Below are 26830 nucleotides of genomic sequence, written 5' to 3'. Positions count from 1 at the left end.
CGAGGGGAGAAGGGGGGAACGAGACCGCGCGGCATCCACTTCTCCCCGGCGGGGAGAAGGTGGCGGCAGCCGGATAAGGGGGCCACACGGCACCGCATCTCCTCACGAAGGAGCCCTCTGATGGACAAGTCCACCTTCGAGGATCGCAAGCTCATCAACGGCCAGATGCATGTCTCGCTGCGGCATGATTCAGCACATAAGCATGTCACCGGAAGTGCCGATTATATCGACGATATTCCCGAGCCCGCCGATCTCCTGCACGGCGCGCTCGGCCTGTCCGACCGGGCTCATGCCGAAATCCTCTCGATGGATCTCTCTGAGGTCGCCGCACACCCCGGCGTCGTCTGGGTCTTCACCGGCAAGGACATTCCGGGCGTCAACGACGTCAGCTCCAACGGCAGCCACGACGAGCCGCTGCTTGCCGAAACCAGGGTGGAATTCCACGGCCAGCCGATCTTCGCGGTGATCGCCGAAAGCCGCGAGATCGCCCGCCGCGCCGCCCGCAAGGCGAAGATCGAATATCGCGACCTGCCGCACTGGAGCGATATAGACGGCGCGATCGAAAACGGCAGCCCGCTCGTCATCACCCCGATGACCCTGCAGCGCGGCGAAGCGAAAGCGGAAATGGAAAACGCCCCGCGCCGGCTGACGGGCCGCATGCGCATCGGCGGCCAGGAGCATTTCTACCTCGAAAGCCATATCGCCATGGCGATCCCCGGCGAGGATGACGAGGTCACTGTCTGGTCTTCGACCCAGCATCCGAGCGAGATCCAGCACATTGTCGGCCATGTGCTGCATATCCCTTCGAATGCCGTCACGGTCAACGTGCGCCGCATGGGCGGCGGCTTCGGCGGCAAGGAAACGCAGGGCAACCAGTTTGCGGCCCTTGCCGCGGTTGCGGCCAAGAAGCTGAAGCGCGCCGTCAAGTTCCGTCCCGATCGCGACGAGGACATGAGCGCCACCGGCAAGCGCCACGATTTCCGCGTCGATTACGAACTCGGCTTCGACGACGAAGGCCGCATCCACGCGGTCGACGCCACCTATTCGGCCCGCTGCGGCTTCTCCTCGGACCTTTCAGGCCCCGTCACCGACCGCGCCCTCTTCCATGCCGATTCCAGCTATTTCTACCCGCATGTGCATCTGGTCTCGCAGCCGCTGAAGACGCATACGGTCTCCAACACCGCTTTCCGCGGTTTCGGCGGCCCGCAGGGCATGCTCGGCGCCGAACGCTTCATCGAGGAGATCGCCTATGCCGTCGGCAAGGATCCGCTCGATATCCGCAAGCTGAATTTCTACGGCCAGCCGGGGTCCGGGCGCACCACCACGCCCTACCATCAGGAGGTCGAGGACAATATCATCGCCCGCGTGGTCGACGAATTGGAGGAGAGCGCCGACTACCGCGCCCGGCGCAACGCCATCGTCGCCTTCAACCGCGACAGCCGCTATATCCGCAAGGGCATTGCGCTGACACCGGTGAAATTCGGCATTTCCTTCACCATGACCGCCTTCAACCAGGCCGGCGCGCTGGTCCATATCTATCAGGACGGCTCGATCCACCTGAACCATGGCGGCACGGAAATGGGCCAGGGCCTCTATACCAAGGTGGCGCAGGTTCTGGCCGACAGTTTCCAGGTCGATATCGACCGGGTGAAGATCACCGCGACGACGACCGGCAAGGTGCCGAACACCTCGGCGACCGCCGCTTCCTCCGGTTCGGACCTGAACGGCATGGCAGCCTTCGACGCGGCCCGCCAGATCAAGGAACGGCTCGTCGCCTTCGCGGCGGAGAAATGGAGCGTTCCGGCGGACGACATCGTCTTCCTGCCCAACCGCGTGCGGGTCGGCGAGATCGAAATCCCCTTCCCCGATTTCATCAAACAGGCCTATTTCGCCCGCGTGCAGCTGTCGGCCGCCGGCTTCTACAAGACCCCGAAGATCCACTGGGACCGCAAGGCCGGCCGCGGCACGCCCTTCTACTATTTCGCCTATGGCGCCGCCTGCAGCGAAGTGTCGATCGACACGCTGACCGGCGAATATCTCGTCGACCGCACCGATATCCTCCACGATGTCGGCCGCTCGCTGAACCCGGCAATCGATATCGGCCAGGTCGAGGGCGCCTTCGTCCAGGGCATGGGCTGGCTGACGACCGAAGAACTCTGGTGGGACGACAAGGGGCGGCTGCGCACCCACGCGCCTTCCACCTACAAGATCCCGCTCGCCTCCGACCGGCCGAAGATCTTCAATGTGCGCCTTGCCGAATGGTCCGAAAACGCGGAAGCCACGATCGGCCGCTCCAAGGCCGTCGGCGAGCCGCCCTTCATGCTGGCGATCTCGGTGCTGGAAGCCCTTTCCATGGCGGTCGCAAGCGTTGCCAACTATCGCGTCTGCCCGCATCTCGATGCGCCTGCCACGCCCGAGCGCGTGCTGATGGCAGTCGAGAGGATGAAGAGGGTGTAGCCATGACGCGGCGCGAAATCCTTTCCGGTTTTGTACCCGGCAGCGACTTCCGCGCCTTTCTGGCCCTGCAGCCCGAAGCGATCCTGATCGAGATATCGGGCACGCAAGGTTCGACGCCACGCGAAGCCGGCACCTTCATGCTGGTTTCGGCGGCAAGTGTCTGGGGCACGATCGGCGGCGGCCATTTCGAATATATCGCGATCGGCAATGCCCGCGACCTGCTCGCCGGCAGCGGCGGCACGGAGACGATGGATATTCCGCTCGGCCCGGAAATCGGCCAGTGCTGCGGCGGCCGCACGCAACTGCGTTTCCGCCGCGTTACCGATACGGTCCGCAACGAGATGGAGAGAAGGCAGGAAAGCGAAGCCGAAAGCCTGCCGGAAGTCCATGTCTTCGGCGCAGGCCATGTCGGCCGCGCGCTGGCGGCAGCGCTCGCACCGCTGCCGCTATCCGTCACCGTGATCGAAACCCGGCAGGACGAGCTTGCCAATCTGCCGGTCCCGACGAAAAGCCGCCTCGTGCCGATGCCCGAGGCCCTGGTGAAGGACATGCCCGCCGGCGCAGCACTCGTCATCCTCACGCACGACCACGCGCTCGATTTCCTCATCGCCCGCGAAGCGCTCGCCCGCACCGACCTTGCCTATATCGGCATGATCGGCTCGGCGACCAAGCGGGCGACCTTTGCGAACTGGCTTTGCCGCGAGGCGGGCGGCGAGCGCGCCTGGCTCGATCGCCTCACCCTGCCGATCGGCGGATCGGCGGTGAAGGACAAGCGCCCGCAGGTGATCGCTGCCATGACGGCCGCCGAAATCCTGACGGCGCTTGCCGCCTATCGCGACCGGTCGTCCTCGTAGCGCGGGTCGCGCCCGTCCAGGAAACCGAGATCGCGCTTGATGCGGTCGGGCGTGACATCCATATCGAGCTTCGGCATGCGGCTGCCGATCCCCCGGAGCAGCCGGCGGACAACGGTGGCGATCAATGCCTCTCTTGCGACAGAACGGTTCTCTTCGATAGCCTGGCAATCCATGACATCACCTTGATGGTTTGATGAGATGATTGCAGTCTGCAGCGAAAAATGATGCAATTCCAATCGAACAACCGTCTGAACCCATAAAGAGAACTTATCCATGAAACTGTCGAAGCAGTTCCCGCTGAATGCGCTGCGCGTCTTCGAATCCGTGGCCCGGCTCGGCAGTTTCACCAAGGCCGGCGACGAGCTCGGCATGACGCAGACGGCCGTCAGCTACCAGATCAAGCTTCTGGAGGAGAATATCGGCGAGCCGCTGTTCCTGCGCCGGCCGCGCCAGATCGAACTGACGGAAGCGGGCAGGTATCTCGCCCCCAGGGTCTCCGACGCATTCAACATCCTGATCGACGCCATGGCCTCGATGCGCAAGGCGACCGAGGAAACGCTGACGATCCATTCGACGGCAACCTTCGCCCAGCAATGGCTGTCGCGCTACATCGGCTCCTTCCAGCTGCAGTTTCCGGATATCGCCGTCAGGCTCGTCACCTCGGGCAATCTCGTCGACTTCCAGAAGGAGGCCGCCGATGTCGCGATCCGCTGGGGCCGCGGCGATTGGCCGGGCCTCATCAGCCACCGCATCATGAAGCTTGATTACGCCCCCATGCTGAGCCCGAAACTCGCTGCCGAAATCGGCGGCGTTCACGAGCCCGCGGACCTGTTGAAACTCCCCCTGATCAGCGCCGGCGATCCCTGGTGGGCGCAATGGTTTGCGGCCGCCGGCGTCGAGAACGCCGATCTTTCCCGCTATCCGAAAAGCGAATTCGGCACGCAGATCCTCGATGCCAGCATCGCCATGGCCGGCGGCGGCGTCGCCATGCTCAATCCCGGCCACTTCCAGGACGATGTCGCCGCCGGAAGGCTGTACCAGCCCTTCGAACTGACCGGCTACGACGGGCGCGACTACTGGCTGGCCTATCCCGAGAACAGGCGCAACGTTCCGAAAATCAGGAATTTCCGGAAATGGTTGCTGGACAAATTCCATGTCGAGCAGGAAGGGCTCTCAGACTGAGCGCTTAAAAGCCCATTTCAGGCGCATAGAAACATCGCGGCGTGTCCTCGTTCGGAAACAGGCAGATGTGATATTCGCTGTCGCCCGAATGCATCGCCTTGGTCATCGGCAGCAGAAAGACATGGTAGCGTGTCACGAGCCGGTGATCGCCAGGCTTCAGCGTCACGCGATAGCCGTAGGGCGTGATCGCCACGGTCTTGGACGGGATCATCTGGCAATCGCCGTTCTCGGCATTTCCATTGCAACAATAGGGGTCGTAGCTCCACCCCGTACCGGCGTCGTGGGCTGTCGCGAACGACGCATAGGCAATCATCACACATGTCAGAATGCTGCGCATGGGCATCTTCTCCGTCGATGAATGCGCCGCCGGCATGATGCGGTTTCCCCTCATACCGGCGGCTTGCGTTTAAAAACTGTAACCCAAACTTCACATTTCAAGAAACCGCCTGCCCCGCATCGGAGCACCGGCGGAAAACAGGATGTCGCAGAAATCCGCGATTTTTTAAGGCACGTGAATGCCGTGCCCGCCTCACGCAACCGGATTGCCACCCCAAATTGCGCGGATATAAATATTTCCATGGAAGAGCAGCGATATGCTTTTGGCCGTTTCATGCTCGACCCCGGCAGCGGCGTGCTGCGGCGGGACGGCCAGCCGGTCCCGCTCGGCCAGCGCGCGATCGCGCTTCTCAAGGCGCTGCTCGATGCGGACGGAAGACCGGTCGGGAAGGAGGCGCTGATCGAGGCGGGCTGGCCGGGGCTGATGGTGGAGGAAGGCAATCTCTCGGTCCAGATCGCGCATCTGCGCAAGGCGCTCGGGCAGCGGCCGGACGGCCAGGAATGGATCGTCACGCTGCCGCGCCTCGGCTACCGGCTCTTGCGCAGACAGGTCGCCGCCGCCGAAACCGGGGATGACATATTTCCCTCGCTCGCGGTCCTGCCCTTCGAAAATCTGAGCGGCGATCCAAAACAGCAGTATTTTGCCGACGGCATCGTCGACGACATCATCACGGCGCTCAGCCGCTTCACGTCCTTTGCCGTCATCGCCCGCAATACCAGCTTCGTCTATCGCGGCGGCGATATCAGGAAGATTGCCGGTGAACTCGGCGTCAAATACGTGCTCGAAGGCAGCCTCAGCAAATCCGGCAGCAGGCTGCGCATCTATGCCCGCCTCGTGGATGCCGTGGCCAATGTGCAGCTCTGGGCGCAAAGCTTCGACGGCGATCTGGAAGAGGTCTTCGAATTCCAGGACCGCATCACCGAATCCGTTGCCATAGGCATCGAGCCGCATGTCCACCACGCCGAGCTGGAGCGGGCGCGCCGGGAGCGGCCGGGCAGCGTTTCCGTCTATGACATCTGCCTGCAGGTCCTGCCGAAGATCCTGGCCGAAACCTCAGCCCAGAACGCCGAGGCGCATGCGCTGCTGACCGAGGCACTTGAGCGCGAGCCGGACAATGCCCGCATCCTGGCACTTGCCTCCTACACGCTCGAACATCGCAGGACGATGGGTTGGCCGCCCTTCGGGCCTGATGATGCGGAAAAATGCGTGGCGCTCGCGCGCCGGGGCGTCGCCTTGGCAAAGGGCGATGCGACGATCATGGCCACCTGCGGCATGTCGCTCATTCAGGTCGGGCGTGAATATGATTGGGGCCTGGCGATCATGCAGGCCGCCGTCGACCTCAATCCGAACAGCCTCAACGTCGTCCTGCGGGCAGGAATTGCGCATCTTCATTGCGGCAACCTCGATCGTGCGCAGGAATATCTCATGCGCGCCCACCGCCTGAGCCCGCTTGATCCTTATGCCCACATCACCTTCTGCGGCCTCGCCGATATCGAGATGATCTGCGGCAATTACGAGCAGTCGCTTCTCTGGGCGTCGCGCTCGCTGGCGCTGAACCCGAACTTCGATCCGACGGTCTGGATTCTGATCACCGACAACGTGAATCTCGGCCGCATCGACGAGGCCAGACGCTTCCTGCAGCATCTCCTGCGCATCGCGCCCGACAGCACGCTGGCAAGCATCGCGGCCGGCCAGGCAACCAAGGTTCCCGAACGCCTGGCCCGCGTTCTGGACGGGCTGCGCCGCGCCGGCCTGCCCGAAGCTTAGGAACGTTTCGGTATTCTTTGGATCTTTTAGGCTGCCGCTAAAGGACCCGGCGCAGGCAGGCGGGGCAATCTCCTCTCATCGCGCAGACGGCGCACCAGCATGAGAGGTTACGATGTTATCGCCCCTGACGATCCTGTCGCCCGACCAGGGCAAGCTTACGCCGGCTCCCCGCTCTGTCGGCCAGTTCGATGCCCGCCTGCTGGCGGACATTGCCGATTGTGTCGCCGAGCCCGAGGCACCGGCTTCGGCCGGCTCGCGGGTCGCCGCAATGGCGGCCTTCCTTCGCGGCAAGCTGCGGCTGCGCGCCACGCCCGCTGCAAGACGGCCCCTGCCTGTGGAGCCCTGAACTAGTGCTTCTTCTGCTGCTGCTCGGCAGCCGCAACGCGGTTCAGCATCGCCACCATCTTCTTCTTGATCGAGCCGTAGGTGCCGAGTTCGAAATTGCAGCTGAAGCAGGTGATGATGTCGCTGTCGATCGGCTGCGGGCGCGGAAACTTCATGCGCGTGTTGCGGCATTTCGGGCAAGGGACTTCGATCTGCATGTTTCAGCGGCTCCTCAATAGCGTCGTTGGCGATGCCTTAGCACAAATGCCGCACCCGGCAAGCTCTTCCTGCCCCGTGAGCGCTTCCCGCAACGCCTGCTGCGGCAAGAAACCCCACGTTGCCCCTTCCCTCGCTGGCGAATTTCTCGCAATCTCACGAGTCGGGAAGAAGAACAGGGGAACTGAATGTATGAATATGCCATAGCGTGGGAGTGGCTGGCCTTTGCGGCCCGCTGGTTCCATGTCGTCACCGCCATCGCCTGGATCGGGTCGTCCTTCTATTTCATCGCGCTCGACCTCGGCCTGGTAAAGCGCCCGCATCTGCCCGCCGGCGTCCACGGCGAGGAATGGCAGGTCCATGGCGGCGGCTTCTACCATATCCAGAAATATCTGGTGGCGCCGGCCGAGATGCCGGAACATTTGACCTGGTTCAAATACGAGAGTTATTTCACCTGGCTCTCCGGCTTCCTGATGCTGTGCATCGTCTATTACGGCGGCGCCGATCTCTTCCTCATCGACCGCCATGTGCTGGATATTTCCAGGCCCGTCGCGATCCTGATTTCGCTCGCCTCACTCGCCGGCGGCTGGATCGTCTACGACCTGCTCTGCAAATCGCCGCTCGGCAGGAATACCTGGGGCCTGATGGCGGTTCTCTACGCCGTGCTGGTCTTCATGGCCTGGGGTTATACGCAGGTCTTCACCGGCCGCGCCGCCTTCCTGCATCTCGGCGCCTTTACCGCCACGATCATGTCGGCCAACGTCTTCATGATCATCATTCCCAACCAGAAGATCGTCGTTGCCGACCTGATCGCCGGCCGCACGCCGGATGCAAAATACGGCTATATGGCCAAGCAGCGCTCGCTCCATAACAACTACCTGACGCTGCCCGTCATCTTCTTCATGCTGTCGAACCACTATCCCCTGGCCTTCGGCACCGCCTTCAACTGGGTGATCGCCGCGCTCGTCTTCCTGATGGGCGTCACGATCCGCCACTGGTTCAACACCACGCATGCGCGCAAGGGCCGGCCGACCTGGACCTGGATCGTCACCGTCGTGCTCTTCATCCTCATCATGTGGCTGTCGACCGCGCCGAAGATGCTGACCGGCGAGGATCAGAGCGCGTCCGTGGCACCCGCCTTCCGGCAGTTCGCCGGCGACCCGCATTTCCCTGAAGTCAGGCAGCTGATCGGCACGCGCTGTTCCATGTGCCATGCGGCAGAGCCGGTCTATGAGGGTATCGCCCGGCCGCCGAAGGGCGTAATCTTGGAAAACGACGCCGAAATCGCCGCCCATGCCCGCGAAATCTATATACAGGCGGGCCGCAGCCATGCCATGCCGCCGGGCAACGTGACCGATATCACGCCCGACGAGCGCAGGCTGCTCGTCGCCTGGTTCGAAAGCGCAGTCGAAAGCAACAAAGAATGACCACGATACTCCTGCGCGGGCGCCTGCTCTCCTTCCGTCGCGCCCCGCTCAGCCTCGCAGACAGCGAGAGCTATCTTTACGAGGAAGACGGCGGCCTGCTGATCAAGGACGGCATCATCGCCGCCGTCGGCGCCTATGCCGATATCAGGGCCAAGGCACCGGCCGGGGTCAGCGAGACCGATCATCGCCCGCACCTCATCCTGCCCGGCCTCATCGACATGCACCTGCATTTCCCGCAGATGCAGGTGATTGCCTCCTATGCCGCCAATCTCCTCGAATGGCTCAACACCTACACCTTCCCCGAGGAATGCCGCTTCGTCGAAAGCGCCCATGCGCAGAGGATCGCCACGCATTTCTACGACGAACTGATCCGCCACGGCACGACGACGGCCGTTGCCTATTGCTCCGTCCACAAGACCTCTGCCGACGCCTTTTTCGCCGAGGCCATGCGCCGCAACATGCGCATGGTCGGCGGCAAGGTGATGATGGACCGCAACGCGCCGCAGGGCCTGCTCGATACGCCTGAAATGGGTTACGACGAAACCCGGCAGGTGATTGCCGACTGGCACGGCAAGGGCCGCAACCACGTCGCCATCACGCCGCGCTTCGCCATCACCTCGACGCCGGCGCAGATGGAAGCGACGGCAACGCTTGCCCGCGAATTCCCCGACCTGCACATCCAGACGCACCTGTCGGAAAACCACGACGAGATCAAGTTCACCTGCGAGCTCTATCCGGAAGCGGCCGACTATACGGATATCTATGCGCGCTACGGCCTGCTCGGCCCGAAAAGCCTGTTCGGCCACGCCATCCATCTGTCGGAGCGCGAAGCCGACGCCATGAGCGAGGCCGGCGCGGTCGCCGTCCATTGCCCGACCTCCAACCTCTTCCTCGGCTCCGGCCTCTTCCCGCTGAAGGCGCTTGCCCGCCGGGAAAAGCCCGTCCGCATCGGCGTCGCCACCGATATCGGCGGCGGTTCCAGCTATTCCATGCTGCGCACGATGGACGAGGCCTACAAGATCCAGCAGCTTCTCGGCGAGCGGCTGAACCCGCTGGACAGCTACTATTACATGACGCTCGGCAATGCCGAGGCGCTGTCGCTTGCCGACAGGATCGGCACGCTGGAACCCGGCACCGACGCCGACCTCGTGGTGCTCAACGCCGCAGCGACACCGGCCATGGCGCTGAAGATGGACGTCGTGAGGACCCTTCCCGAAGAGCTGTTCCTGCTGCAGACCATGGGCGACGACCGCGCCGTCGCGGAGACCTACGTGGCCGGCGTGGCGATGAAGTCGTCCTTGAACTGAAGCGAAGGCAATGGTCGGCGGCGCCCTGATATGAGAATTATCGCACGCAGTACGCTCACGAAATTCGTCGCCAGCCTGGCGACCAGGCACGATCAACCCGCGGTCAAGGACGCTATCGATGTCTGGTTTTCGCTGACAAGCAAGGCGAACTGGAAAAGCGCGGCCGACGTCAAGAAAACCTTTGCCACGGCCAGCATCATCAATGCCGAGCGTATTGTATTTAATATCAAGGGAAACGATTTTCGCCTGGTCGTTGCCGCCGACTTTGAAAAATCCATCATTTGGATAAAATGGATCGGCACACACAAGGATTATGACCGTATCGACGTCGCTAAGGTGCAATATGGCTGACTTGAAACCGATCCATTCGGAGCAGGACTATAACGAAGCTCTTCAGGTGCTTGCCGAATTGTGGGGCGCCAAGAGCGGCACCCCGGAGGGCGACAAGCTCGATATTCTTGCGACGCTGATCGATGTCTATGAGAGCGAACATTTCCCCATGGACGCACCGACACCTGAAGCAGTAGCACTGTTCATGGCTGACGAGCGGCGTGATGAAACCGACGCGCAGCAGGCGGCATTGCCGGAAAATCCCGTCTTCGAAATTTACGAAGACAAGAAAGGCAGTTTTCTGTTTCGGCTGGTGACGGGTACTGGGCAAACCGTCTTTCGTTCAGACGCTTTTTCCTCGAAGGCCGACGCCTTGAATGCCGTAAAACTACTTCAAAGAAGTGCCTCTGCTTCGCGAATTAACGAACACGCGGCCTGAGATCTGCTCCCCGCCGCAAAAATGGATGCCGCAGTTGGCCGCAGGAGCACGGCAATCACAATCGTTCCGTCCCCAATCCTCGCTCAACGCTTTGTCTGACAATGGTGTGGCCGACGGCCCTCCGAATACGCAGGTTTTCTTCATGGCCAAGCCGCTGACCATCGCCGATCTCAAGAAAATGGCCCGGCGCCGGGTGCCGAAAATGTTCTTCGACTATGCCGATTCCGGCGCCTGGACGGAATCCACCTACGCGGCCAACGAGGCCGATTTCAAGGATATCAAGCTGCGCCAGCGCGTGCTGGTCGACATGACCAACCGCACGCTCGAGACGACGATGATCGGCCAGAAGGTGTCCATGCCGGTGGCGCTCGCCCCGACGGGCATGACCGGCATGCAGCATGCCGATGGCGAGATGCTGGCGGCGCGCGCGGCGGAAGAATTCGGCGTGCCCTTCACGCTTTCCACCATGAGCATCTGCTCGATCGAGGATGTCGCCTCGGTCACGACGAAGCCTTTCTGGTTCCAGCTCTACGTCATGCGCGACAGGGGCTTCGTGGCCGATCTCATCAGCCGCGCCAAGGCGGCCAGATGCTCCGCGCTGGTGCTGACGGCCGATCTGCAGATCCTCGGCCAGCGCCACAAGGACCTGCGCAACGGCCTTTCGGCACCGCCGAAATTCACCCCGAAACATATCTGGCAGATGGCGAGGCGGCCCCTCTGGTGCATGGACATGATGAAGACGAAGCGGCGCAGCTTCGGCAATATTCTCGGCCACGCAAAGGACGTCACCAACCTCTCGTCGATTTCGAAATTCACGCACGACCAGTTCGATCCGCAGCTGTCCTGGAAGGACGTGGCCTGGATCAGGCAACAGTGGGGCGGCCCCTTGATCATCAAGGGCATCCTCGATGTCGAAGATGCCAAACACGCCGTCGAGACGGGCGCCGATGCACTCATCGTTTCCAATCACGGCGGCCGCCAGCTCGATGGCGCGCCCTCCACGATCAGCATGCTGCCGCGGATCGTCGATGCCGTCGGCGATCGCATCGAAGTGCATCTCGATGGCGGCATCCGCTCCGGCCAGGACGTTCTGAAAGCCGTGGCGCTCGGCGCCCGCGGCACCTATATCGGCCGCCCCTTCCTCTATGGCCTCGGCGCCATGGGCAAGGAAGGCGTCACGCTGGCGCTCGAAATCATCCGCAAGGAGATGGACATGACCATGGCGCTCTGCGGCAAGCGCGACATCAAGGATGTCGATTCCTCGATCATCGCCTGACGGCGGCAGGTTACGGCATGCGGCCTGTCGCGAGGGCTGACGCCCATTCCGGCCGGCCATTGGCTCCGGCCAGCGCCGACATGGCCATGTTGTCGTATCCGACATTGCGGAATTGCGCCGTCCAGCCGGCTGCCGATTTTTCCAGCACCGCATAGCTCGCCATCGCATGGCCGGTTTCGACCTTGTGCGGATAGGGCTTGTCGTCGTCATAGGCCGGGCAGCCGACGCTGCCGGGATTGACGATCAGGCGGCCGCCGGTCAGCGCGGCCATGCGCGGAATATGCGTGTGGCCGCAGAGGATCAGCGGCGCATCGATACCCGCGGCCAGCGCTTCGATCTCGGCCTGCGGCCTGAGCACGACATTGCCGTCGGCAACGGCCATGTCCAGCCAGTAGAGGTTATCGTCGGCGGGCGTCGCATGGCAGAGATAGACCTCGCCCCGGTAGATCAGATCGACCGGCAGCGAGCGCAGCCAGTCGAGATGGGCGGGACCAAGCTGCCGAAAGGCAGCGGCATCGGAAATATGCATGTCCTGCGGGCGCTGTTCGATCAGGTAGCGGTCGTGATTGCCCCGCACGGTCGGAATGGCAAGCGACAGGAGCCGCTCGGCCACCCTGCCCGCCTCCAGCGGACCGCTGAAACAATCGCCGAGGTTGACGATATCCGGAATGCCCTGACCTGCGATATCCGCAAGCACGGCCTCCAGCGCAAGATCGTTTCCGTGGATATCGGCGATCGCGGCAAAACGCATGTCAGCTGCCGCGATAGGTGGAATAGCCGTAGGGCGAAATCAGCAGCGGCACATGATAATGCGCCGACGTATCGGCGATGCCGAAGCGGATCGGCACGAGGTCGAGAAAGGCCGGATGCGGCAGCGGCGTGCCGCTTGCCCTCAGATAATCGCCGGCATGAAAGAGCAGTTCATAGGTTCCGGCACGAAAGCTGTCGCCGATCAGGATCGGCCCGCCGTCGACACGCCCGTCCGCATTGGTCTCCACCGTCTTCAGATGGTGGCGAACCTCGCCCTCGATATGGAAGAGGTCGATCCTAAGCCCCTGTGCCGGCTTGCCCAGCGCTGTATCGAGAACATGAGTGGTCAGTCCGGTCATAGGCCTGGCTCTTTGATGATGAAGGGTTCGTCGAAGAAGAATTCTTCCAGATTGTTGCCCGGCCCGTCACGGTCGACAACGAGAAAATCGCTCGGCGCGCCGAGCGCCATCAGCGGATGATGCCAGACATTGCGCCTGTAATTCACACCCTGATCGCCGCGCGCAAGAAAGGCCTGCGGCCGCCCCGGACGGCCGCCTTCATCCTCAGAAACGACGACGAGGAAGGGCCGGCCCGAGATTGGCGAGAAGCTCTGGCTGCCGAACGGATGCCGCTCCATCATGCCGACATCGTAGGGGAAAGCGCGCGGCTGGCCGCGAAAGAGATTGATGATGACGCGCGCGCCCTCGCCCACGGCTTCGGGTGCCGCAAGCGCATGAAAACGCTCTGTATTGCCGCCGTTGATATAACGCATGGTCGCAGGATCGGCCTCGATCACCTCGCCGAAGGGCGCGAAAGCGGATTTTGTGAGCGGCTGTATTTCGAGATATCGGGACATTGGGCCTATTCGCCTTGCGCACGCCAGTTGCGGACAAGATCGAGCCTGTCGAGCAGATCAGGCACGTCGTCCTTGGCCGTGGCCCAGACCCTCTCCAGATCGATGTCGAAATAACTATGGGCGATACGGTTGCGCATGCCGCGCATCGCCCCCCAGGGAAATTCCGGATGTTCAACAGCGAATTCAGGATGGATCTTCATCAATTGGGCAGCCGTTTCAGAGGCCATCAGGAGGCTCATGCCGACAGCGCGCTGCAGGATGATATCTTCAAGAAACCACTGCTTGCTGACATCGGCGACCATTGCATGGGCCTCGGCCGCCGCCGACCGCATCCGCTCGAGAAGATAGGGAATACGACTCTCGTTCATATGGGCTTCGCCTCGGACAGTACCCGGATGCGGATCGCTTCAGGAAAATCGCCGGGGGTCAGCAAGTGTATCGGCGTGCCGAGCATCATCTGCTCCAAAGCATCCTGCAAACCACCAAGGGTCAGCAATGTGCTGCCGGGCAGCGCATCCACCAGAATGTCGAGATCGCTGTCCGGCCGATCCTCGCCGCGGGCGACCGAGCCGAAGACACGCGGGTTCGCCGCATTGAAGCGCTTGGTCGCTTCGCGGATCGCCTGCCTGTTCTTTTCCAGCACTTCCGACGGTCTCATCGCGGCATCACTCCTGATGCCGCGAATATAGGCGAGGCGCTGGAAAGAGGAAAGAACTCAAGCCTTCACCCCGAAGAGCCTCAGACGCATCGTGCCGCCGTCCGGGTGCATGACATAGCGCACATGCGTCACCGGACCGATATCGGCGATGGCATCGCTGCCGTATTCGTGGATATGGTCCATCTGCAGCTTGCTGCGCGGCAGGATCGGCTTCCAGTTTTCGGATGCGGCTATATCGGCCTGCGACAGCGTATCGCCGAGATCGGGCAGATAGGCGCCGAAGAGTTCGCACGTGTCGGGGAAATTGCCCTTGAAGAAGGCGGTATCGACGATCACCCGCTTGATCGTGCCGGCATGGCCGAGGCGGATGATCGCCCAGTCGTGGCCGGGACCACGGCGGCGCTTGGTTTCCCAGCCGTCCCCCATGTTGATGCCGCGCCCCGGTCCGAGCAGCTTGTCGGGATGGCCGTAATGCGCGTCCGACCAGGCAAGCGCCTTGGCGCCGTTGAAGATATAGGCAAGGTCGACTTCCTCGCCGGCGCCGACCTTCGACCAGTCGAAATAGGCCGAGCCATAGACGCGCAGGCGCGCCACGCCGCCGTCCGGATAGATATGCAGGCGCAGATGCGTCCAGATCTTCTGCCTGTCGGCATTTTCGAAGAAATGATGGGCGCTGGGGCCGAGCGGCGACTTCGCCAGGATTTCGGTCCAGACGGTCGCATCATCAGGATCGCCGCTGTCGACGAAAGCAGCCTCGATCGAGCAATGCGGCGGATAATTGCCGGTGAAATAGCTGGTATCGACGTCGAAGCCGAAGATGCGGCCCGGCATGGCGAGCCTGACGATCGCCCAGTCATGGCCGGGCACACGCTTGCGGCGGCTTTCCCAGCCGTCCATGTACTTGCCGTTGTCGTCGTAGAGATCCGGATCGAAGCTTGCCGGCACGTCCTGCAGCATGCGCTCCAGCGGCGCGAAGAATTCGTCCGTGGCGTAGATCCCCCTGGCGCCGAGGCGGGCCGAGGCAAGATTGATGGCGCCCGTGGCGAAAGCTGGCAGGCTGGTATCGGTCGTATCGCTCATTCAGGTCTCCGGAAGCATGGATGTCAGGCGCAGCAGCGCGATCTTTTCGACCTCGGCTGCCGCAGTCACGAATTCTTCGTCGCGGGTGTTGTTGATCCGCCTTTCGAAAGCGGCAAGGATGGCGTCCTTGTTCAGCCCCTTGACCGCGATGATGAAGGGAAAGCCGAATTTCTGCGTATAGGCGGCATTGAGCTCGGTGAAACGCGCGTGCTCTTCAGGGCTCAGCCGGTCGAGCCCGGCCCCGGCCTGCTCCTTCCTGCTGTCTTCCGTCAGCTCGCCCGCAATCGCCAGCCGCCCGGCAAGATCGGGATGGGCGCGCAGCACGCCGAGACGCTCCTCCCGGCTCGCGGCACGGAAAATGGCGACAAGCTCCGTATGCACGCGGTCGACGGTCAGCTTCTCGCCGACAAAGCCGTCGTCATAGGCCCGTTCGGCAATGAAGGGCGAATGCTCGAAGACGCCGCCGAAGCGGGAGACAAATTCGTTGCGCGAAATCATCAGATCGTTTCCGGCTTGTGGTGCGCATGCCAGTGCTGCGCAATCTCGATACGGCGCGGGATCCACACCTTGTCGTGCTTCAGCACATATTCCATGAAGCGCTTCAGCGACGCGACGCGCCCCGGTCTGCCGACGAGGCGGCAATGCAGGCCGACGGACATCATCTTCGGGCTGCCGTCCTTGCCTTCCTCATAGAGCGTATCGAAGGCATCCTTGAGATAGGTGAAGAACTGGTCGCCGGAATTGAAGCCCTGCGGTGTCGCAAAGCGCATGTCGTTGGTTTCAAGCGTATAGGGAATGATGAGGAAGGGATTGTCGTCGATGCCCTTCACCCAATAGGGCAGATCGTCGGCATAGGAGTCTGACGAATAAAGGAAACCGCCCTCCTCCTGCACCAGCCGCAGCGTATTGTCCGAAGGCTTGCCCTGGTACATGCCGTAGGGCCGCTCGCCCGTCAGTTCGGTATGCAGGCGCACGGCTTCCAGAATGTGCTTGCGCTCCAGATCCTCGGGAAAATCCTTGTATTCCAGCCAGCGATAGCCGTGGCTGGCAATCTCCCAGCCGGCTTCCTTCATGGCCGCGACCGCTTCCGGATTGCGCGCCATCGCGAGCGTCACGCCATAGACGGTCGCCTGAACCTTGAGATCGGTAAAGAGACGCCAGAGCCGCCAGAAGCCGGCGCGCGAGCCGTATTCGTAGATCGACTCCATGTTGAGATTGCGCTGGTTCGGCCAGGGCTGGGCGCCCACGATTTCCGACAGCAGGTTTTCCGAAGCCGGATCGCCGTCGAGGATGGAGCTTTCGCCGCCCTCTTCGTAATTGATGACGAACTGCACTGCGACGCGTGCCTCGCCGGGCCACTTCGGATCGGGCGTCGTGCGCCCGTAACCGACAAGATTGCGCGGATAGGTCTCGGATACCATCAAATCACCTTTTGAAAAGACAGGTGAAACGGTAGCATCCATCGGCGGAATGTCGAGGCGTAAAAGTGCGTAACCGGCGTTCGGCCGGAGGCGTGCCGCTCAGGCGATCTTGCGCGCGCTCACCTTGCCCATCGGATGCAGCGAGTGCACCCGGAACGGGCCGCCGGCCCCCTCCTCGATCATCAGCGCCACATTCGAGACCGTCACCGGATCGACAAGCACCGGATCGAAGACCGACCGCAGCGCCTGCTCGATGCGCGGCATGTCGATGGCGTTGACCGGGCCGGTCACAGGCATATGGAAACGGAATTCGTCCATCACGTAGGGGTTGCCCCAGCGGTGCAGGTTGGCAAACTGCGCCGCCGAAAGCCCGTCCGGATCGCTGCGCTCGATATCCGCCTCGGACAGCGGCGCGCGGAAACGGTCGAATTCCTGCACGATCGCCGAGGCGAGATAGTGAACCTGGTCGCAGGGGCGGATCGGCGACAGGCTGTAGAAGGTGCCAAGACGCGCAACTTCCAGGCGCGGAATCTGGAAGGGCGAAAGCGTGCCGCAAAAGCGCATGAGATCGCGCAGGAGTTGCGATTCGGAAACGTCGGCCGACAGGTGGAACGGGGCTTTCAGCACGCCATGGAATCCGTAGCGACGCGGCACTGCCGTATGAAAGGCGATCTCATGGATGCCAAGCCCGCGGATTGCCGGCGGCTCGACCATTTCGCCTGAAAATACGTTGCGGCCAAGCCAATTGGCCGCCACATGCGAGAGCGGATCGCTCGCTGATGGCGTGAAGCAAATGGCATAGCGCATGCAATTTCCTCCATCTGATTGAGGTGAGCGCGGATCGTGTTCCGCGCTTTCGATGCGCAAGCAGATAGGTGATTTGCATGACAGAATAACGAAGCGGAGCGGCTTCTAATTCACGTTTAACGTGAAGAGACTGCGATGTGGTTTGAAATTGCAAAGCTTTCCGGCAATAAAAATTCTGCACTTGCATCGCTTGCAATGCATATTGCCGCTTCCGCCAGCCGGTGCGCGAGCCCGAAACTGACCTTGAAACCACCGGTCAGGGCAATGAGATTGCGATTCTGCGGATGCGCGCCGACCATCGGATCGCGGTCGATCGCCTTGGGGCGCAGCCCGGCCCAGCGCTCTACGACCGGCGCGCCGCGCAATGCGGGCACCATCTCGCGGGCGGCTTCGATCAGCGCGTCGAGCTGTTCGTCGGTGGAAAAGGGATCGGCGAAGCTGTTCTCGCTGGTGCTGCCGACCGCCACATGCCCGCCCTCATGCGCGACGACATAGAGCCCGTCACGGAAGATCGTCGGCAGGCCGGGGTCGATATCGGCGGCCAGCAGCGCCGCCTGTCCTTTCACCGCCTGTCCGAGCGGTTTCTGCAACCCCGGCGTCAGTTCCTCCAGAAGCGGAAAGGAGCGATAGCCGGCGGCAAGCACGCAGCGCCCGAAGGCGAGGGTCTCGCCCGCGAGCGATGCCGTTCCCCGCAGCGGATCGATCCCTGTCACCTCGGCCTGTTCCAGCACCCGCACATGCCTTGCCTTCCGTAGAAAGGCGGCAAGGGCCGCGGTGAGCGCCCGAGGCGCAACGCGGGCAGCGAGCGTGTCGTGCACGAAACCGCTTTCGCCGGCGGCCGGATCGACCCAGCCTTCGCCCGGCGGCCCGTCCAGAACATGCCAGTGGAAGCGCCGCTCCCCCGCCCTCCAGTGGCTTTCGGCATCGGCCGAATGGCCGAGCGCGATCTTGCGCAGATGCGGCTTCGGCAGCGGGATAAGCCGGCCGGAGCGCCGATAACCGGCCGAAAGCCCGGTCGCCGCCTCGATGGCGGCAATCTCCGCCTCCAGCGAAACGAGCGCGTCGAACTGGAACTGCTTCTTTTCCGACCAGCGGTCCGGCATATGCGGCATCAGCGCGCCGAGCAGCCCGCCGCTCGCCCCGCCTCCAAGCCTGCCCGCATCGGCAAGCAGCGTTTTCATGCCGCGGCGCTCGGCGCGCACCGCCGCCCAAAGGCCCATGATGCCGCCGCCGACGATGAGAAGATCGAAGGATGATTGACCCGGGGCCGGGGCGGGACTATCGGCTTTTTCCATGACAGACATCAATCCCGATCAGATCGGCGCGGGCAAGCCGCAGCCCCTCGAATGGCGCGACGGCGATATGCCCTATTCGACCGCCTTTGGCGACCATTTTTATTGCCAGACCGACGGGCGGCTGGAATGCGGCCATGTCTTCCTCGCCGGCAACGGCCTGCCCGACCGCTGGAGCGATCGCCCCACCTTCCTCATCGGTGAACTCGGCTTCGGCACCGGCCTCAATTTTTCGGAAACCTGGCGCCAGTGGAAGCTCCATCGCCGGCCCGGCCAGCATCTGCATTTCATGTCCTTCGAACTCTATCCGATGCGCCGCGCCGAAATCGACCGGGCGCTCGCCCATTGGCCCGAAATCGATGCCGAGCGGCAGGCGCTGGCCGCCCTCTGGCCTGACGGTCCCGAAGGCATCGTCGCGCTCGACCTCGACGGGCAGACGAGGCTCAGCGTCGTCTGCGGCCGCGCACTGGACGGCGTTGCCGCGGCCGCCCCCGGATTCGACGCCTGGTATCTCGACGGTTTCGCCCCGTCGCGCAACAGCGACATGTGGTCGGAAGAACTGATGCGCCTCGTCTGCGAGAAGAGCGCGCCCGGCGGCAGCTTCGCCACCTATGCCGCGGCAGGCTTCGTGCGCCGCAATCTCGCCGCCGCCGGCTTTGCGGTCGAACGGCGCAAGGGTTTTGCCGGCAAGCGGGAAATGCTCTGCGGGGTGAAAGCTCAGTAGCCCGAACGGCCCGGCTGCAGCTCGCCGCCGCCCAGCCACTGGCGGATCTTGTCTTCCAGAAGCTCGGGGCTGATCGGCTTCGACATGTAATCGTCCATGCCGGCATCGAGGCAGAGGTCGCGGTCGCTTTCCAGCGCGTGCGCCGTAACCCCGATGACGGGCACGCGATGGCCCTGCCCCTGCTCCTTCTCGCGGATCAGCCGGGTCGCCTGATGGCCGTTCATGACCGGCATGGAAACGTCCATCATGATCAGCCGCGGCGTAAGCCGCTCCCAGGCCTCCACGGCCTCCTCGCCATTGTTGACAACGAGGAAGGAAAGCCCGGTTCCCTGCAGGATCTGCGTGAAGACGATCTGGTTGACCTCGTTGTCTTCGGCCACGAGCACATCGACGAAATCGGCCGCCCGTCGCTGCGGCGCCGGCGCAGCCACCGGCGGCGGCGCCTCCGCCTCCTTCTGCAGCCGCGCGATCTCGGCTTCGGAAGCCTGCTTGACCCGGCTTGCGCGCACCACCTCGACGACCGTATTGCGCATCACGTTGGCGCGCGCCGGCTTCATCAGATGCGCATGGCCGTTCAGCGCCGCAAATTCCTTCTCCGTGCCGGAAATATCCATCGAGGTCAGGAAGATGATCGGCAGGTCGACGAAACGGCTGTCGGCGCGCAGGCGCCGCGCGACTTCGGCGCCGTTCATATCCGGCATATGGTAATCGAGCACGACGGCATCGACCGAAATGCCGAGCTCGGCGGCAGCTTCCAGAATGGCAAAGCCGGTGGCCCCGCCCTCTGCGGCAACCCCGTCAAAGCCCCAGAGGCCGAGCTGTTCGGTGAGGATGCGGCGATTGACCTCGTTGTCGTCGATGACGAGGATACGCGCACCCTGCACGTTGATCGGCAGCGGCTTCGGCTCGATGCGGGCGGCAGCGATCGCGAAGGGCAGCTTGACGGTAAAGACCGAGCCCCTGCCCCATTCGCTTTCCACGTTGATATATCCGCCGAAGAGATCGACGAGGCCGGCCGTGATCGCAAGGCCGAGACCCGTGCCCTCGTGCCGCCGGGTCGAGGAGGAATCGACCTGCGAGAACTTCTCGAAGACCGATTCCAGCTTTTCCGGGGGAATGCCGATGCCGGTATCCTCGATGCGGATGCTGGTCATGATTTCGCCGCCGACGGCGGGCTCGAAACCGATATCGACGAAGACATGGCCGCGCTCGGTGAATTTCACCGCGTTGCCGACGAGGTTCGTGACGATCTGGCGGAAGCGCCCGGCATCGCCGATCACGGCGGCAGGCAGGTCGGGTGCGGCCCGCACCAGAAGCTCGATATCCTTTTCCGCCGCCGGCGAGGAGAGCAGCGTCGCCACGTCCTCGACGGCTTCGATGAGATCGAAGGCGGCCTTGCGCAGCTTCATCTGCCCGGCATCGATCTTCGAGAAATCGAGGATGTCGTTGATGATCGTGAGCAGCGCGTTGCCCGACTTGACGATGATATCGACGAAGGTCTTCTGGCGCGTGTCGAGATTGGTCTTGGCAAGCAGTTCCGCCATGCCGAGCACGCCGTTCATCGGCGTGCGGATCTCGTGGCTCATATTGGCGAGGAATTCCGATTTGGCGCGGTCTGCGGCCTCGGCGCGCGACAGAAGCCCGGTCAGCTCCTCCTCGCGCTGCTTCAGCTCGGTCACGTCGGTAAACAGCGCCACCCAATGCTGGCGTTCGCTGATCGTGGCTTCCATGTTCACCCAGCGCTCGCCGCCGACATGGAAGACGGTGGAGATCGGCTGGCGCGCGGCAATATTGGCGCGCCATTCCTCCAGCGTTTCGACCGCCCTGTCGTGGAAATCGCCGCGATTGGCGCAGAACTGGAAAAGATCGATCCAGCCGCGCCCGGCTTCGGTAAGCTCGGCCGGAATGCGCAGCACCTCGGCAAGCCCGTCATTGGAAAGCTTGATGATGCCGTCCTGCACGATCGCCAGCCCCTGCGACATGGCGTGCGTCGCATCGCGCATCATTTCGCCCAGGCTTTCGAGCGCTGCGCGCGCCTCGTGGATTTCCCGCTCGCGCTCGCGCACGGCGGAAATATCCGAATAGGTCAGCAGGATGCGGTCGGAGGAAATGCGCCTGGAATCGAAGATGACCGATTTGCCGGCCGCCCAGTCGAGCTCGATCGGCTCCGGGTTGGCGGCTTCGAACAGGCCCTTGCGGAAGGCATAGATTTCTTCCGGCGTCTGCGTGTCGCCGTAACGGCCGCGCTCGTAGTTGCGCTTGATCACGTCGATGAACGGCCGCCCGTCGAAACGGTCGTCGGGCGGCAGGTCCCAGATGCTGTAGAACTCGTCGTTGACGTAGAGAATGGTGTGGTCGTTGTCGAGGATCAGCACGCCGACCGGCAGCGAGCGCAGGATGCTTTCGATCTCCTGATGCAGCGCCTCCTCTTGCCGGCGCGCCTCGATCAGCTCTTTCTCGCGCGCCTTCAGCGGCGTGATGTCGGAGAAGGACCCGACGACGTAACGCTTGCCGTCAGGGGTGACGACGCGGTTGACGCGGGAGATGACCTGGAAGACGTCCCCGTCCGTATTCGGCAGGTTGCTCTCGACCTCCGTCAGCACGCCGTTTTCCAGCGCCAGCAGGTTTTCCCGGTAGATCGCCTCGCCGGCCTCCTGCCCGAACATGTCGTGCTCGGTCAGGCCGAGCGCCTTCGAGCGCAGGTGGCCGGTGAACGTCTCGTAATACTGGTTGGCATAGACCAGCCGGTGATCCTCGTCGCGCACGAAGGCGGCGACCGGAAGATCCTCCATGATGGTGCGCAGCAGGTCGCGCTCGCGCACGCTTTCGTGCCAGGCGGTCTCGCCGTCAGGCACGGCCCTGCCCGCGTCGGCCTTGCCTGCGTCGGGCGCATGTCTGCTGCCCCCGCGATAGGCGGCATTGACGACCAGCGGGCGCCCGTCCTTGGCAAAGATGCCGATCGGGTAATCGAGATTTTCGAGCGCCTCGCGGATACGGCCGAAATCGGCAGCCATCGTGTCGGCGACGTCGGGAATGGCGCGGCGCGGTTCGCGCGCTTCGAAAATGCCGAGCACATAGGCCCGGTCCTGGGACGGCGAAAAGCTTTCGATCAGCACGCGCTCGTGGCTGAGGCCGGCGGCATCGAAGGAGATGGCCGTCTCTTCCGTGCCGAAAACCAGCGCCCGGCGTTCGCGGTCCTCGCGCTCTTCCTCTTCCGGCCGGTCGAAGAGTTCGCGGCTGCGCCGGCCGATGAAATCGGAGATCTCGCGGCCGAAGAAGCGGGCATAGGCCTCGTTGACGGCGACATAGCGCAACTCGCTGTTTTTGACATAGGCCGGGGTATCCAGATCAGCGATCCGGCGGCAGGCCAGTTCCAAGAGTTCCCCGGTAAAATTCAAAAAACCTTCACTCCCGCAATGAACGAAACATCCCCTACAACGACTATAACGCCAAGGCTTTTAACAAGCTGTTAACCATAAAATTTCACAGGCAGAAATTCCAAGCCGGCTCATGAAGTCGATGAATCAGACTGGCAACAAAGGCTTGCACGAAACTGAAATGATTCGACGTTTCCCGGGCGAAGATACGGCCCGGCAGAGGCCAAGCATGAAGAAAATTTAATCCGCATACCGCTTGCGCCACCATCAGCGCGCCGCGATCGCGGCAGATTCTGGTACCGGCTTCAATGACGAGCCTGAGACGAAAGGAATTCGACATGTCCGTTCTTCATAAGACAATGGCGGCGGGCCTGATTGCACTGACATTTGCCGGCGCCTCGCTGGCAACGGCCGATACGGCAGACGCGCATTCCGGCAACGCTTTCTGGGGCGGTGTCGCCGGTGGCGTCGTCGGCGGCCTCGTCGGCGGCGCGATCGCTTCCGGCCCGGCCTATCCGGCGCCTTATGCCTACTATCCGCGCCCCTACGCCTATTACCCGGCCTATCCGGTCTATTACGGCCCGCGCTATTGCCATCCCGAATGGCGTCACGACCGTTGGGGCCATCCCTATCGCATCGACGTCTGCAGGCGCTGAGGATCTTGCCGGCGCCGCTTGACCTGCCGCCTCCGCCGGGCCATGCATCGCACGACCGGAGGGAGATCGTGCAATGCCGGAACCGCTCAAGAACCTGCTGCATCCAGCACTCGTGCGCGCGATGGCCGGGGTCATCGCCGCCCGCGCGCCGTCCTTCGACGGCGCCCGCTTCACCGCGCTCGCAACGGACGGCATCGAATCGCTCGAACTGATGGAGCGCGCCACGCTCATCCGCGACGCGCTTTTTGCCACGCTGCCGGCAGATTTCCCCGAGGCCGCAACGATCCTTTCCGCCAGCCTGCCCGCCGCCGGCAGGGACGGCCTGACCGGCTGGATGCTGCTGCCGGTCAACCAGTTCATCGCCGCCCGCGGCCTTGGCGATTTCGACCGGGCGCTCGATCTCCTGAAAGCGCTGACGCCGCATTTTACGGCGGAGTTCGGCATCCGCCCCTTCATCCACCAGGACCAGCAGCGCGCGCTGGCGACGATCGGCGGCTGGGCGGGCGATGAAAACCACCATGTCCGCCGGCTGGCGAGCGAAGGCACCCGCCCCCGCCTGCCCTGGGCGATGCGGCTGCCGCAGCTGGTCAAGGACCCCTCGCCGATCATCCCCATCCTGACGGCGCTGATGGACGATCCGGAGGATTATGTGCGCCGCTCCGTCGCAAACAGCCTGAACGACATCGCCAAGGATCATCCCGATCTCGTCGCCGCCTTTATCGCCGACCATATCGAGGGCGCATCGGCCGAGCGCCGCTGGCTGCTGAAACACGCCTCCCGCACGCTTCTGAAAAAGGGCCACGCGCGGGCGCTTGCCAATTTCGGCTTCGGCGCCGCCGCAGCGCTGGAATGCAGCCTGCTGCTGCCCAATCCGGCCGTGCTTTTCGGCGAAGGTCTGGATTTCGGCATCCGCCTGCGCAATGCCGGCAAGGCGCCGCAATCCCTGATGATCGACTACGCCATCCATCATGTGAAGGCCGACGGCTCGCTCTCTCCCAAGGTCTTCAAATGGAAGACCGTCACGCTGGCGGCCGGCGAGGACCATGTCGTCCGGCGCCGCCACGCCATGCGGCCGATCACCACGCGGCGCTACTATCCGGGCGAACATCGCATCGTCATTCTCATCAACGGCGTCGAGACGGCGGCGGGCAATTTCGTCCTTTCCATGCCTAGGGACGGCTGATATCGGCGCGTCCTCTTGACTTCGGGCAAGAAATAGACCACATGCCAGCAGGCTTTCACCTTCCGGCCGCCGCGTGAGCGTGCCACTGCAACAGATGCTGAAGAAGGATAGAGCGCATTTTCATGATGCCGCGCCCCAAAAGCGGCAAGACGCGCTGGAAAGCTTTTTCCAACTTACAAGTTCCCATTTCACGCGGGGTTCTTGACGCCAGATCGACACCGGACCGCACTGTCGCGATCCGGCGTTTGTTTTTGGCGCGCCCTAAAAGGTTATGACTTGACCAATTTTGAATCGCTCGGCGTCTCCAAGCCGGTCGTCGCCACCCTGTTCCAGCTCGGCATCGAAACGCCGACCCCCATTCAGGAACAGGCCATCCCGCTTCTCATCCAGGGCCGAGACCTGATCGGCCTTGCCCAGACCGGCACCGGCAAGACCGCCGCCTTCGGCCTGCCGCTCATCGAGCGCCTGCTGAAGGAGGAGAAGCGTCCCGACAACCGCACCGTCCGCTCGCTGATCCTTGCCCCCACCCGCGAGCTGGTGAACCAGATCGCCGACAACCTGCGCAAATTCATCCGCAAGTCGCCGCTGCGCATCAACCTCGTCGTCGGCGGCGTCTCCATCAACAAGCAGCAGCTTCAGCTCGAGCGCGGCTCCGATATCCTCGTCGCCACGCCCGGCCGCCTGCTCGACCTCTGCAACCGCAATGCCATCACACTGACGGCCGTGCGTTACCTCGTGCTCGACGAGGCCGACCAGATGCTCGACCTCGGCTTCGTCCACGACCTGCGCAAGATCGCCAAGCTGGTGCCGAAGCGCCGCCAGACCATGCTGTTTTCGGCCACCATGCCGAAGGCGATTGCCGATCTAGCCGGCGATTACCTCACCGATCCGGTGAAGGTGGAAGTCACACCGCCCGGCAAGGCTGCCGACAAGATCGAACAATATGTGCATTTCGTTCCCGGCAAGAACGACAAGACCGTTCTTCTGAAGAAGTCGCTGACCGAAAATCCTGACGGACGCGCCATCGTCTTCCTGCGCACCAAGCACGGCGCCGAAAAGCTCGCCAAGCATCTTGAACAGGTCGGCTATTCCGTCGCCTCCATTCACGGCAACAAGAGCCAGGGCCAGCGCGAACGGGCGCTGAAGGGCTTCCGCGACGGCGCCATCAAGACGCTGATCGCCACCGACGTCGCCGCCCGCGGCATCGATATTCCCGCCGTCAGCCACGTCTTCAACTACGACCTGCCGGAAGTGCCGGACGCCTATGTCCACCGCATCGGCCGCACGGCGCGCGCCGGCCGCGACGGCATCGCCATCGCCTTCTGCGCGCCGGATGAGGCCCGCCTGCTGCGCGATATCGAAAAGCTGATGGGCATCGAGATCGCCGTTGCCAGCGGCGAGCCGCCGGCCGACCTGCGCGCTGCCCCGCGCTGCAACAATCGCGGCCGCGGCCAGAACCAGCAGCGCGGCCAGGGTGGCGAACGCCGCGAAGGCGGGCGCGGCGATGGCGAAGCCCGCCGCAGCGAAACCCGCAACGGCAGCGGCCGTCCCGCCGGCCACGGCGACCGCCGTCCGCGCCACGAGGACGACGGTACCGAGGTCCGCGCCGGCGAGGAGCGTCGCGGCCGCCCGCATCGCAACGATCAGCGCAACGACCGCCGCAACCAGGACTTCCGCGGCCAGCGCCGCAACGAGCCGGCGCCGGATCTCGGCCCGGACAACGATCTGGTTTCGACCTCGGACTTCCGCCCGGCCCGCAAGCCGCAGCAGCAGCGCCCGGCCCAGCCGGCAGAAGCCAACGGCCACCATCGCGGCAACAAGCAGCACGTCCACGGCCGCCCGCCGCGCAACCACGGCGACCAGCAACAGCAGGGCGAGCAGCGCCGCGACGGCAGCGGCGGCATGCGCCGCAAGGGCGGCCGCAACGGCGGCGGCCCGCGCCGCGAACGCGCCTGAATTCGAGACAAGGGCCGGAGCGATCCGGCCCTTCAGACTGCTGACAAACCCCTGGCTTCGTTCAGGGGTTTGTGATTCATTGGGACATGTTGAAGAAACCCGCTCCTGAACAGACGGCGCTCGAGATGGTGACGCTCGATCAGCTGGTTCCGAA

The 26830-nt window shown here is 63.3% G+C and carries 29 protein-coding genes; 14 read left to right on the top strand and 15 right to left on the bottom strand.

The genetic code is table 11. The features are described 5' to 3' along the window. Window positions 1-120 precede the first annotated feature (120 nt). Both xdhB and xdhC read left to right on the top strand, forming a co-directional pair. Window positions 121-2457: a xanthine dehydrogenase molybdopterin binding subunit gene (xdhB, locus tag ACFPWW_RS08950; protein WP_112757106.1), complete on the top strand. Its 2337-nt coding sequence runs from the start codon at window positions 121-123 to the stop codon at window positions 2455-2457. Between the two features lie 2 nt (window positions 2458-2459). Then, window positions 2460-3311: a xanthine dehydrogenase accessory protein XdhC gene (gene xdhC, locus ACFPWW_RS08945; protein WP_377311425.1), complete on the top strand. Its 852-nt coding sequence runs from the start codon at window positions 2460-2462 to the stop codon at window positions 3309-3311. On the opposite strand, the gene ACFPWW_RS08940 is transcribed toward xdhC, so the two are convergent. Beyond that, complete coding sequence (locus ACFPWW_RS08940; protein WP_377311436.1) at window positions 3287-3484, bottom strand: hypothetical protein; 198 nt, start codon at window positions 3482-3484, stop codon at window positions 3287-3289. The genes xdhC and ACFPWW_RS08940 overlap by 25 nt on opposite strands. A 100-nt stretch (window positions 3485-3584) precedes the next feature. Here ACFPWW_RS08940 and ACFPWW_RS08935 point away from each other — a divergent pair, with 100 nt between their 5' ends. Continuing rightward, window positions 3585-4493 (top strand): LysR substrate-binding domain-containing protein, encoded by a 909-nt coding sequence (locus ACFPWW_RS08935; RefSeq protein WP_377311424.1) that lies wholly within the window; start codon window positions 3585-3587, stop codon window positions 4491-4493. Window positions 4494-4497: 4 nt separating this feature from the next. On the opposite strand, the gene ACFPWW_RS08930 is transcribed toward ACFPWW_RS08935, so the two are convergent. Further along, complete coding sequence (locus ACFPWW_RS08930) at window positions 4498-4830, bottom strand: hypothetical protein (protein ID WP_112563418.1); 333 nt, start codon at window positions 4828-4830, stop codon at window positions 4498-4500. A gap of 240 nt (window positions 4831-5070) precedes the next feature. Between ACFPWW_RS08930 and ACFPWW_RS08925 the strand changes: the two genes are divergently transcribed. Beyond that, window positions 5071-6597, top strand: coding sequence for a winged helix-turn-helix domain-containing tetratricopeptide repeat protein (locus ACFPWW_RS08925; protein WP_377311423.1), 1527 nt, complete (start codon window positions 5071-5073; stop codon window positions 6595-6597). 112 nt (window positions 6598-6709) lie between these two features. Further along, window positions 6710-6943, top strand: a complete 234-nt coding sequence (locus tag ACFPWW_RS08920; RefSeq protein ID WP_377311422.1) for a hypothetical protein — start codon at window positions 6710-6712, stop codon at window positions 6941-6943. A 1-nt stretch (window position 6944) separates the two neighbouring features. On the opposite strand, the gene ACFPWW_RS08915 is transcribed toward ACFPWW_RS08920, so the two are convergent. Continuing rightward, entirely contained in the window at window positions 6945-7139 is a 195-nt protein-coding gene (locus ACFPWW_RS08915) for a hypothetical protein (RefSeq protein WP_113323241.1), read from the bottom strand. Between the two features lie 186 nt (window positions 7140-7325). Here ACFPWW_RS08915 and ACFPWW_RS08910 point away from each other — a divergent pair, with 186 nt between their 5' ends. From ACFPWW_RS08910 to ACFPWW_RS08890, 5 genes are all read left to right on the top strand, one after another. After that, on the top strand, window positions 7326-8564 hold the full coding sequence (locus tag ACFPWW_RS08910; protein ID WP_377311421.1) for a urate hydroxylase PuuD: 1239 nt from the start codon (window positions 7326-7328) through the stop codon (window positions 8562-8564). Next, window positions 8561-9871, top strand: coding sequence for a guanine deaminase (gene guaD, locus ACFPWW_RS08905; protein WP_377311420.1), 1311 nt, complete (start codon window positions 8561-8563; stop codon window positions 9869-9871). Before ACFPWW_RS08910 ends, guaD begins: the two co-directional genes overlap by 4 nt. Before the next feature lie 30 nt (window positions 9872-9901). After that, window positions 9902-10222 carry a type II toxin-antitoxin system HigB family toxin gene (locus tag ACFPWW_RS08900; protein WP_112568819.1) on the top strand — a complete coding sequence of 107 codons (321 nt, stop codon included), beginning with the start codon at window positions 9902-9904 and terminating at the stop codon, window positions 10220-10222. Further along, complete coding sequence (locus tag ACFPWW_RS08895; RefSeq protein ID WP_112706047.1) at window positions 10215-10640, top strand: DUF1508 domain-containing protein; 426 nt, start codon at window positions 10215-10217, stop codon at window positions 10638-10640. Before ACFPWW_RS08900 ends, ACFPWW_RS08895 begins: the two co-directional genes overlap by 8 nt. A gap of 142 nt (window positions 10641-10782) precedes the next feature. Next, window positions 10783-11916 carry an alpha-hydroxy acid oxidase gene (locus ACFPWW_RS08890; RefSeq protein ID WP_112568815.1) on the top strand — a complete coding sequence of 378 codons (1134 nt, stop codon included), beginning with the start codon at window positions 10783-10785 and terminating at the stop codon, window positions 11914-11916. Window positions 11917-11926: 10 nt separating this feature from the next. On the opposite strand, the gene ACFPWW_RS08885 is transcribed toward ACFPWW_RS08890, so the two are convergent. The 10 genes from ACFPWW_RS08885 to ACFPWW_RS08840 form a co-directional block, all read right to left on the bottom strand. Next, on the bottom strand, window positions 11927-12667 hold the full coding sequence (locus tag ACFPWW_RS08885; RefSeq protein WP_377311419.1) for a metallophosphoesterase family protein: 741 nt from the start codon (window positions 12665-12667) through the stop codon (window positions 11927-11929). Between the two features lies 1 nt (window position 12668). Continuing rightward, complete coding sequence (gene uraH, locus ACFPWW_RS08880; RefSeq protein WP_113496972.1) at window positions 12669-13025, bottom strand: hydroxyisourate hydrolase; 357 nt, start codon at window positions 13023-13025, stop codon at window positions 12669-12671. Next, window positions 13022-13522, bottom strand: a complete 501-nt coding sequence (locus tag ACFPWW_RS08875; protein WP_377311418.1) for an ureidoglycolate lyase — start codon at window positions 13520-13522, stop codon at window positions 13022-13024. The genes uraH and ACFPWW_RS08875 overlap by 4 nt, the downstream gene beginning before the upstream one ends. 5 nt (window positions 13523-13527) lie before the next feature. Beyond that, window positions 13528-13890 carry a DUF86 domain-containing protein gene (locus ACFPWW_RS08870; RefSeq protein WP_377311417.1) on the bottom strand — a complete coding sequence of 121 codons (363 nt, stop codon included), beginning with the start codon at window positions 13888-13890 and terminating at the stop codon, window positions 13528-13530. Then, window positions 13887-14180: a nucleotidyltransferase family protein gene (locus tag ACFPWW_RS08865; protein ID WP_112706042.1), complete on the bottom strand. Its 294-nt coding sequence runs from the start codon at window positions 14178-14180 to the stop codon at window positions 13887-13889. The genes ACFPWW_RS08870 and ACFPWW_RS08865 overlap by 4 nt, the downstream gene beginning before the upstream one ends. 57 nt (window positions 14181-14237) lie before the next feature. After that, window positions 14238-15260: an allantoicase gene (alc, locus tag ACFPWW_RS08860; protein WP_377311416.1), complete on the bottom strand. Its 1023-nt coding sequence runs from the start codon at window positions 15258-15260 to the stop codon at window positions 14238-14240. Continuing rightward, on the bottom strand, window positions 15261-15758 hold the full coding sequence (gene uraD, locus ACFPWW_RS08855) for a 2-oxo-4-hydroxy-4-carboxy-5-ureidoimidazoline decarboxylase (protein ID WP_112706040.1): 498 nt from the start codon (window positions 15756-15758) through the stop codon (window positions 15261-15263). Beyond that, on the bottom strand, window positions 15758-16681 hold the full coding sequence (puuE, locus tag ACFPWW_RS08850) for an allantoinase PuuE (RefSeq protein WP_112757130.1): 924 nt from the start codon (window positions 16679-16681) through the stop codon (window positions 15758-15760). The genes uraD and puuE overlap by 1 nt, the downstream gene beginning before the upstream one ends. A 99-nt stretch (window positions 16682-16780) precedes the next feature. Next, the gene (locus ACFPWW_RS08845; protein ID WP_112755788.1) at window positions 16781-17488 is read right to left on the bottom strand and encodes a DUF1045 domain-containing protein; all 708 of its coding nucleotides are present in this window, start codon (window positions 17486-17488) and stop codon (window positions 16781-16783) included. Between the two features lie 116 nt (window positions 17489-17604). Then, window positions 17605-18783 (bottom strand): NAD(P)/FAD-dependent oxidoreductase, encoded by a 1179-nt coding sequence (locus ACFPWW_RS08840; protein WP_377311415.1) that lies wholly within the window; start codon window positions 18781-18783, stop codon window positions 17605-17607. On the opposite strand from ACFPWW_RS08840, the gene mnmD reads away from it, so the two are divergent. Then, window positions 18782-19504, top strand: a complete 723-nt coding sequence (gene mnmD, locus ACFPWW_RS08835) for a tRNA (5-methylaminomethyl-2-thiouridine)(34)-methyltransferase MnmD (protein ID WP_377311414.1) — start codon at window positions 18782-18784, stop codon at window positions 19502-19504. The two genes, ACFPWW_RS08840 and mnmD, sit on opposite strands and share 2 nt — an antisense overlap. Here mnmD and ACFPWW_RS08830 read toward each other — a convergent pair. After that, window positions 19498-22902 (bottom strand): response regulator, encoded by a 3405-nt coding sequence (locus tag ACFPWW_RS08830; RefSeq protein WP_377311413.1) that lies wholly within the window; start codon window positions 22900-22902, stop codon window positions 19498-19500. The two genes, mnmD and ACFPWW_RS08830, sit on opposite strands and share 7 nt — an antisense overlap. 85 nt (window positions 22903-22987) lie before the next feature. Then, window positions 22988-23221: a hypothetical protein gene (locus tag ACFPWW_RS08825; protein ID WP_162719036.1), complete on the bottom strand. Its 234-nt coding sequence runs from the start codon at window positions 23219-23221 to the stop codon at window positions 22988-22990. Between ACFPWW_RS08825 and ACFPWW_RS08820 the strand changes: the two genes are divergently transcribed. The 3 genes from ACFPWW_RS08820 (at window position 23220) to ACFPWW_RS08810 (ending at window position 26676) form a co-directional block, all read left to right on the top strand. Continuing rightward, a complete protein-coding gene (locus ACFPWW_RS08820) occupies window positions 23220-23537 on the top strand; it encodes a hypothetical protein (RefSeq protein ID WP_112568831.1) in 318 nt (105 codons plus the stop codon). The genes ACFPWW_RS08825 and ACFPWW_RS08820 overlap by 2 nt on opposite strands. Window positions 23538-23610: 73 nt before the next feature. Next, window positions 23611-24720, top strand: a complete 1110-nt coding sequence (locus tag ACFPWW_RS08815; protein WP_377311412.1) for a DNA alkylation repair protein — start codon at window positions 23611-23613, stop codon at window positions 24718-24720. 228 nt (window positions 24721-24948) lie between these two features. Then, window positions 24949-26676, top strand: a complete 1728-nt coding sequence (locus tag ACFPWW_RS08810) for a DEAD/DEAH box helicase (RefSeq protein ID WP_377311435.1) — start codon at window positions 24949-24951, stop codon at window positions 26674-26676. Window positions 26677-26830 lie beyond the last annotated feature (154 nt).

It is taken from the genome of Rhizobium sp. GCM10022189 (assembly GCF_042656325.1).
Lineage (GTDB): Bacteria > Pseudomonadota > Alphaproteobacteria > Rhizobiales > Rhizobiaceae > Rhizobium.
The sequence above is the reverse complement of the archived record's forward strand: the minus strand, read 5'-3'. Positions and strand labels throughout refer to the sequence as shown.

Coding starts and splice junctions, on each gene's coding strand:
- xdhB (WP_112757106.1), top strand. CDS start 121: ATGGACAAGTCCACCTTCGAGGATCGCAAGCTCATCAACGGCCAGATG.
- xdhC (WP_377311425.1), top strand. CDS start 2,460: ATGACGCGGCGCGAAATCCTTTCCGGTTTTGTACCCGGCAGCGACTTC.
- ACFPWW_RS08940 (WP_377311436.1), bottom strand. CDS start 3,484: ATGGATTGCCAGGCTATCGAAGAGAACCGTTCTGTCGCAAGAGAGGCA.
- ACFPWW_RS08935 (WP_377311424.1), top strand. CDS start 3,585: ATGAAACTGTCGAAGCAGTTCCCGCTGAATGCGCTGCGCGTCTTCGAA.
- ACFPWW_RS08930 (WP_112563418.1), bottom strand. CDS start 4,830: ATGCGCAGCATTCTGACATGTGTGATGATTGCCTATGCGTCGTTCGCG.
- ACFPWW_RS08925 (WP_377311423.1), top strand. CDS start 5,071: ATGGAAGAGCAGCGATATGCTTTTGGCCGTTTCATGCTCGACCCCGGC.
- ACFPWW_RS08920 (WP_377311422.1), top strand. CDS start 6,710: ATGTTATCGCCCCTGACGATCCTGTCGCCCGACCAGGGCAAGCTTACG.
- ACFPWW_RS08915 (WP_113323241.1), bottom strand. CDS start 7,139: ATGCAGATCGAAGTCCCTTGCCCGAAATGCCGCAACACGCGCATGAAG.
- ACFPWW_RS08910 (WP_377311421.1), top strand. CDS start 7,326: ATGTATGAATATGCCATAGCGTGGGAGTGGCTGGCCTTTGCGGCCCGC.
- guaD (WP_377311420.1), top strand. CDS start 8,561: ATGACCACGATACTCCTGCGCGGGCGCCTGCTCTCCTTCCGTCGCGCC.
- ACFPWW_RS08900 (WP_112568819.1), top strand. CDS start 9,902: ATGAGAATTATCGCACGCAGTACGCTCACGAAATTCGTCGCCAGCCTG.
- ACFPWW_RS08895 (WP_112706047.1), top strand. CDS start 10,215: ATGGCTGACTTGAAACCGATCCATTCGGAGCAGGACTATAACGAAGCT.
- ACFPWW_RS08890 (WP_112568815.1), top strand. CDS start 10,783: ATGGCCAAGCCGCTGACCATCGCCGATCTCAAGAAAATGGCCCGGCGC.
- ACFPWW_RS08885 (WP_377311419.1), bottom strand. CDS start 12,667: ATGCGTTTTGCCGCGATCGCCGATATCCACGGAAACGATCTTGCGCTG.
- uraH (WP_113496972.1), bottom strand. CDS start 13,025: ATGACCGGACTGACCACTCATGTTCTCGATACAGCGCTGGGCAAGCCG.
- ACFPWW_RS08875 (WP_377311418.1), bottom strand. CDS start 13,522: ATGTCCCGATATCTCGAAATACAGCCGCTCACAAAATCCGCTTTCGCG.
- ACFPWW_RS08870 (WP_377311417.1), bottom strand. CDS start 13,890: ATGAACGAGAGTCGTATTCCCTATCTTCTCGAGCGGATGCGGTCGGCG.
- ACFPWW_RS08865 (WP_112706042.1), bottom strand. CDS start 14,180: ATGAGACCGTCGGAAGTGCTGGAAAAGAACAGGCAGGCGATCCGCGAA.
- alc (WP_377311416.1), bottom strand. CDS start 15,260: ATGAGCGATACGACCGATACCAGCCTGCCAGCTTTCGCCACGGGCGCC.
- uraD (WP_112706040.1), bottom strand. CDS start 15,758: ATGATTTCGCGCAACGAATTTGTCTCCCGCTTCGGCGGCGTCTTCGAG.
- puuE (WP_112757130.1), bottom strand. CDS start 16,681: ATGGTATCCGAGACCTATCCGCGCAATCTTGTCGGTTACGGGCGCACG.
- ACFPWW_RS08845 (WP_112755788.1), bottom strand. CDS start 17,488: ATGCGCTATGCCATTTGCTTCACGCCATCAGCGAGCGATCCGCTCTCG.
- mnmD (WP_377311414.1), top strand. CDS start 18,782: ATGACAGACATCAATCCCGATCAGATCGGCGCGGGCAAGCCGCAGCCC.
- ACFPWW_RS08840 (WP_377311415.1), bottom strand. CDS start 18,783: ATGGAAAAAGCCGATAGTCCCGCCCCGGCCCCGGGTCAATCATCCTTC.
- ACFPWW_RS08820 (WP_112568831.1), top strand. CDS start 23,220: ATGTCCGTTCTTCATAAGACAATGGCGGCGGGCCTGATTGCACTGACA.
- ACFPWW_RS08825 (WP_162719036.1), bottom strand. CDS start 23,221: ATGTCGAATTCCTTTCGTCTCAGGCTCGTCATTGAAGCCGGTACCAGA.
- ACFPWW_RS08815 (WP_377311412.1), top strand. CDS start 23,611: ATGCCGGAACCGCTCAAGAACCTGCTGCATCCAGCACTCGTGCGCGCG.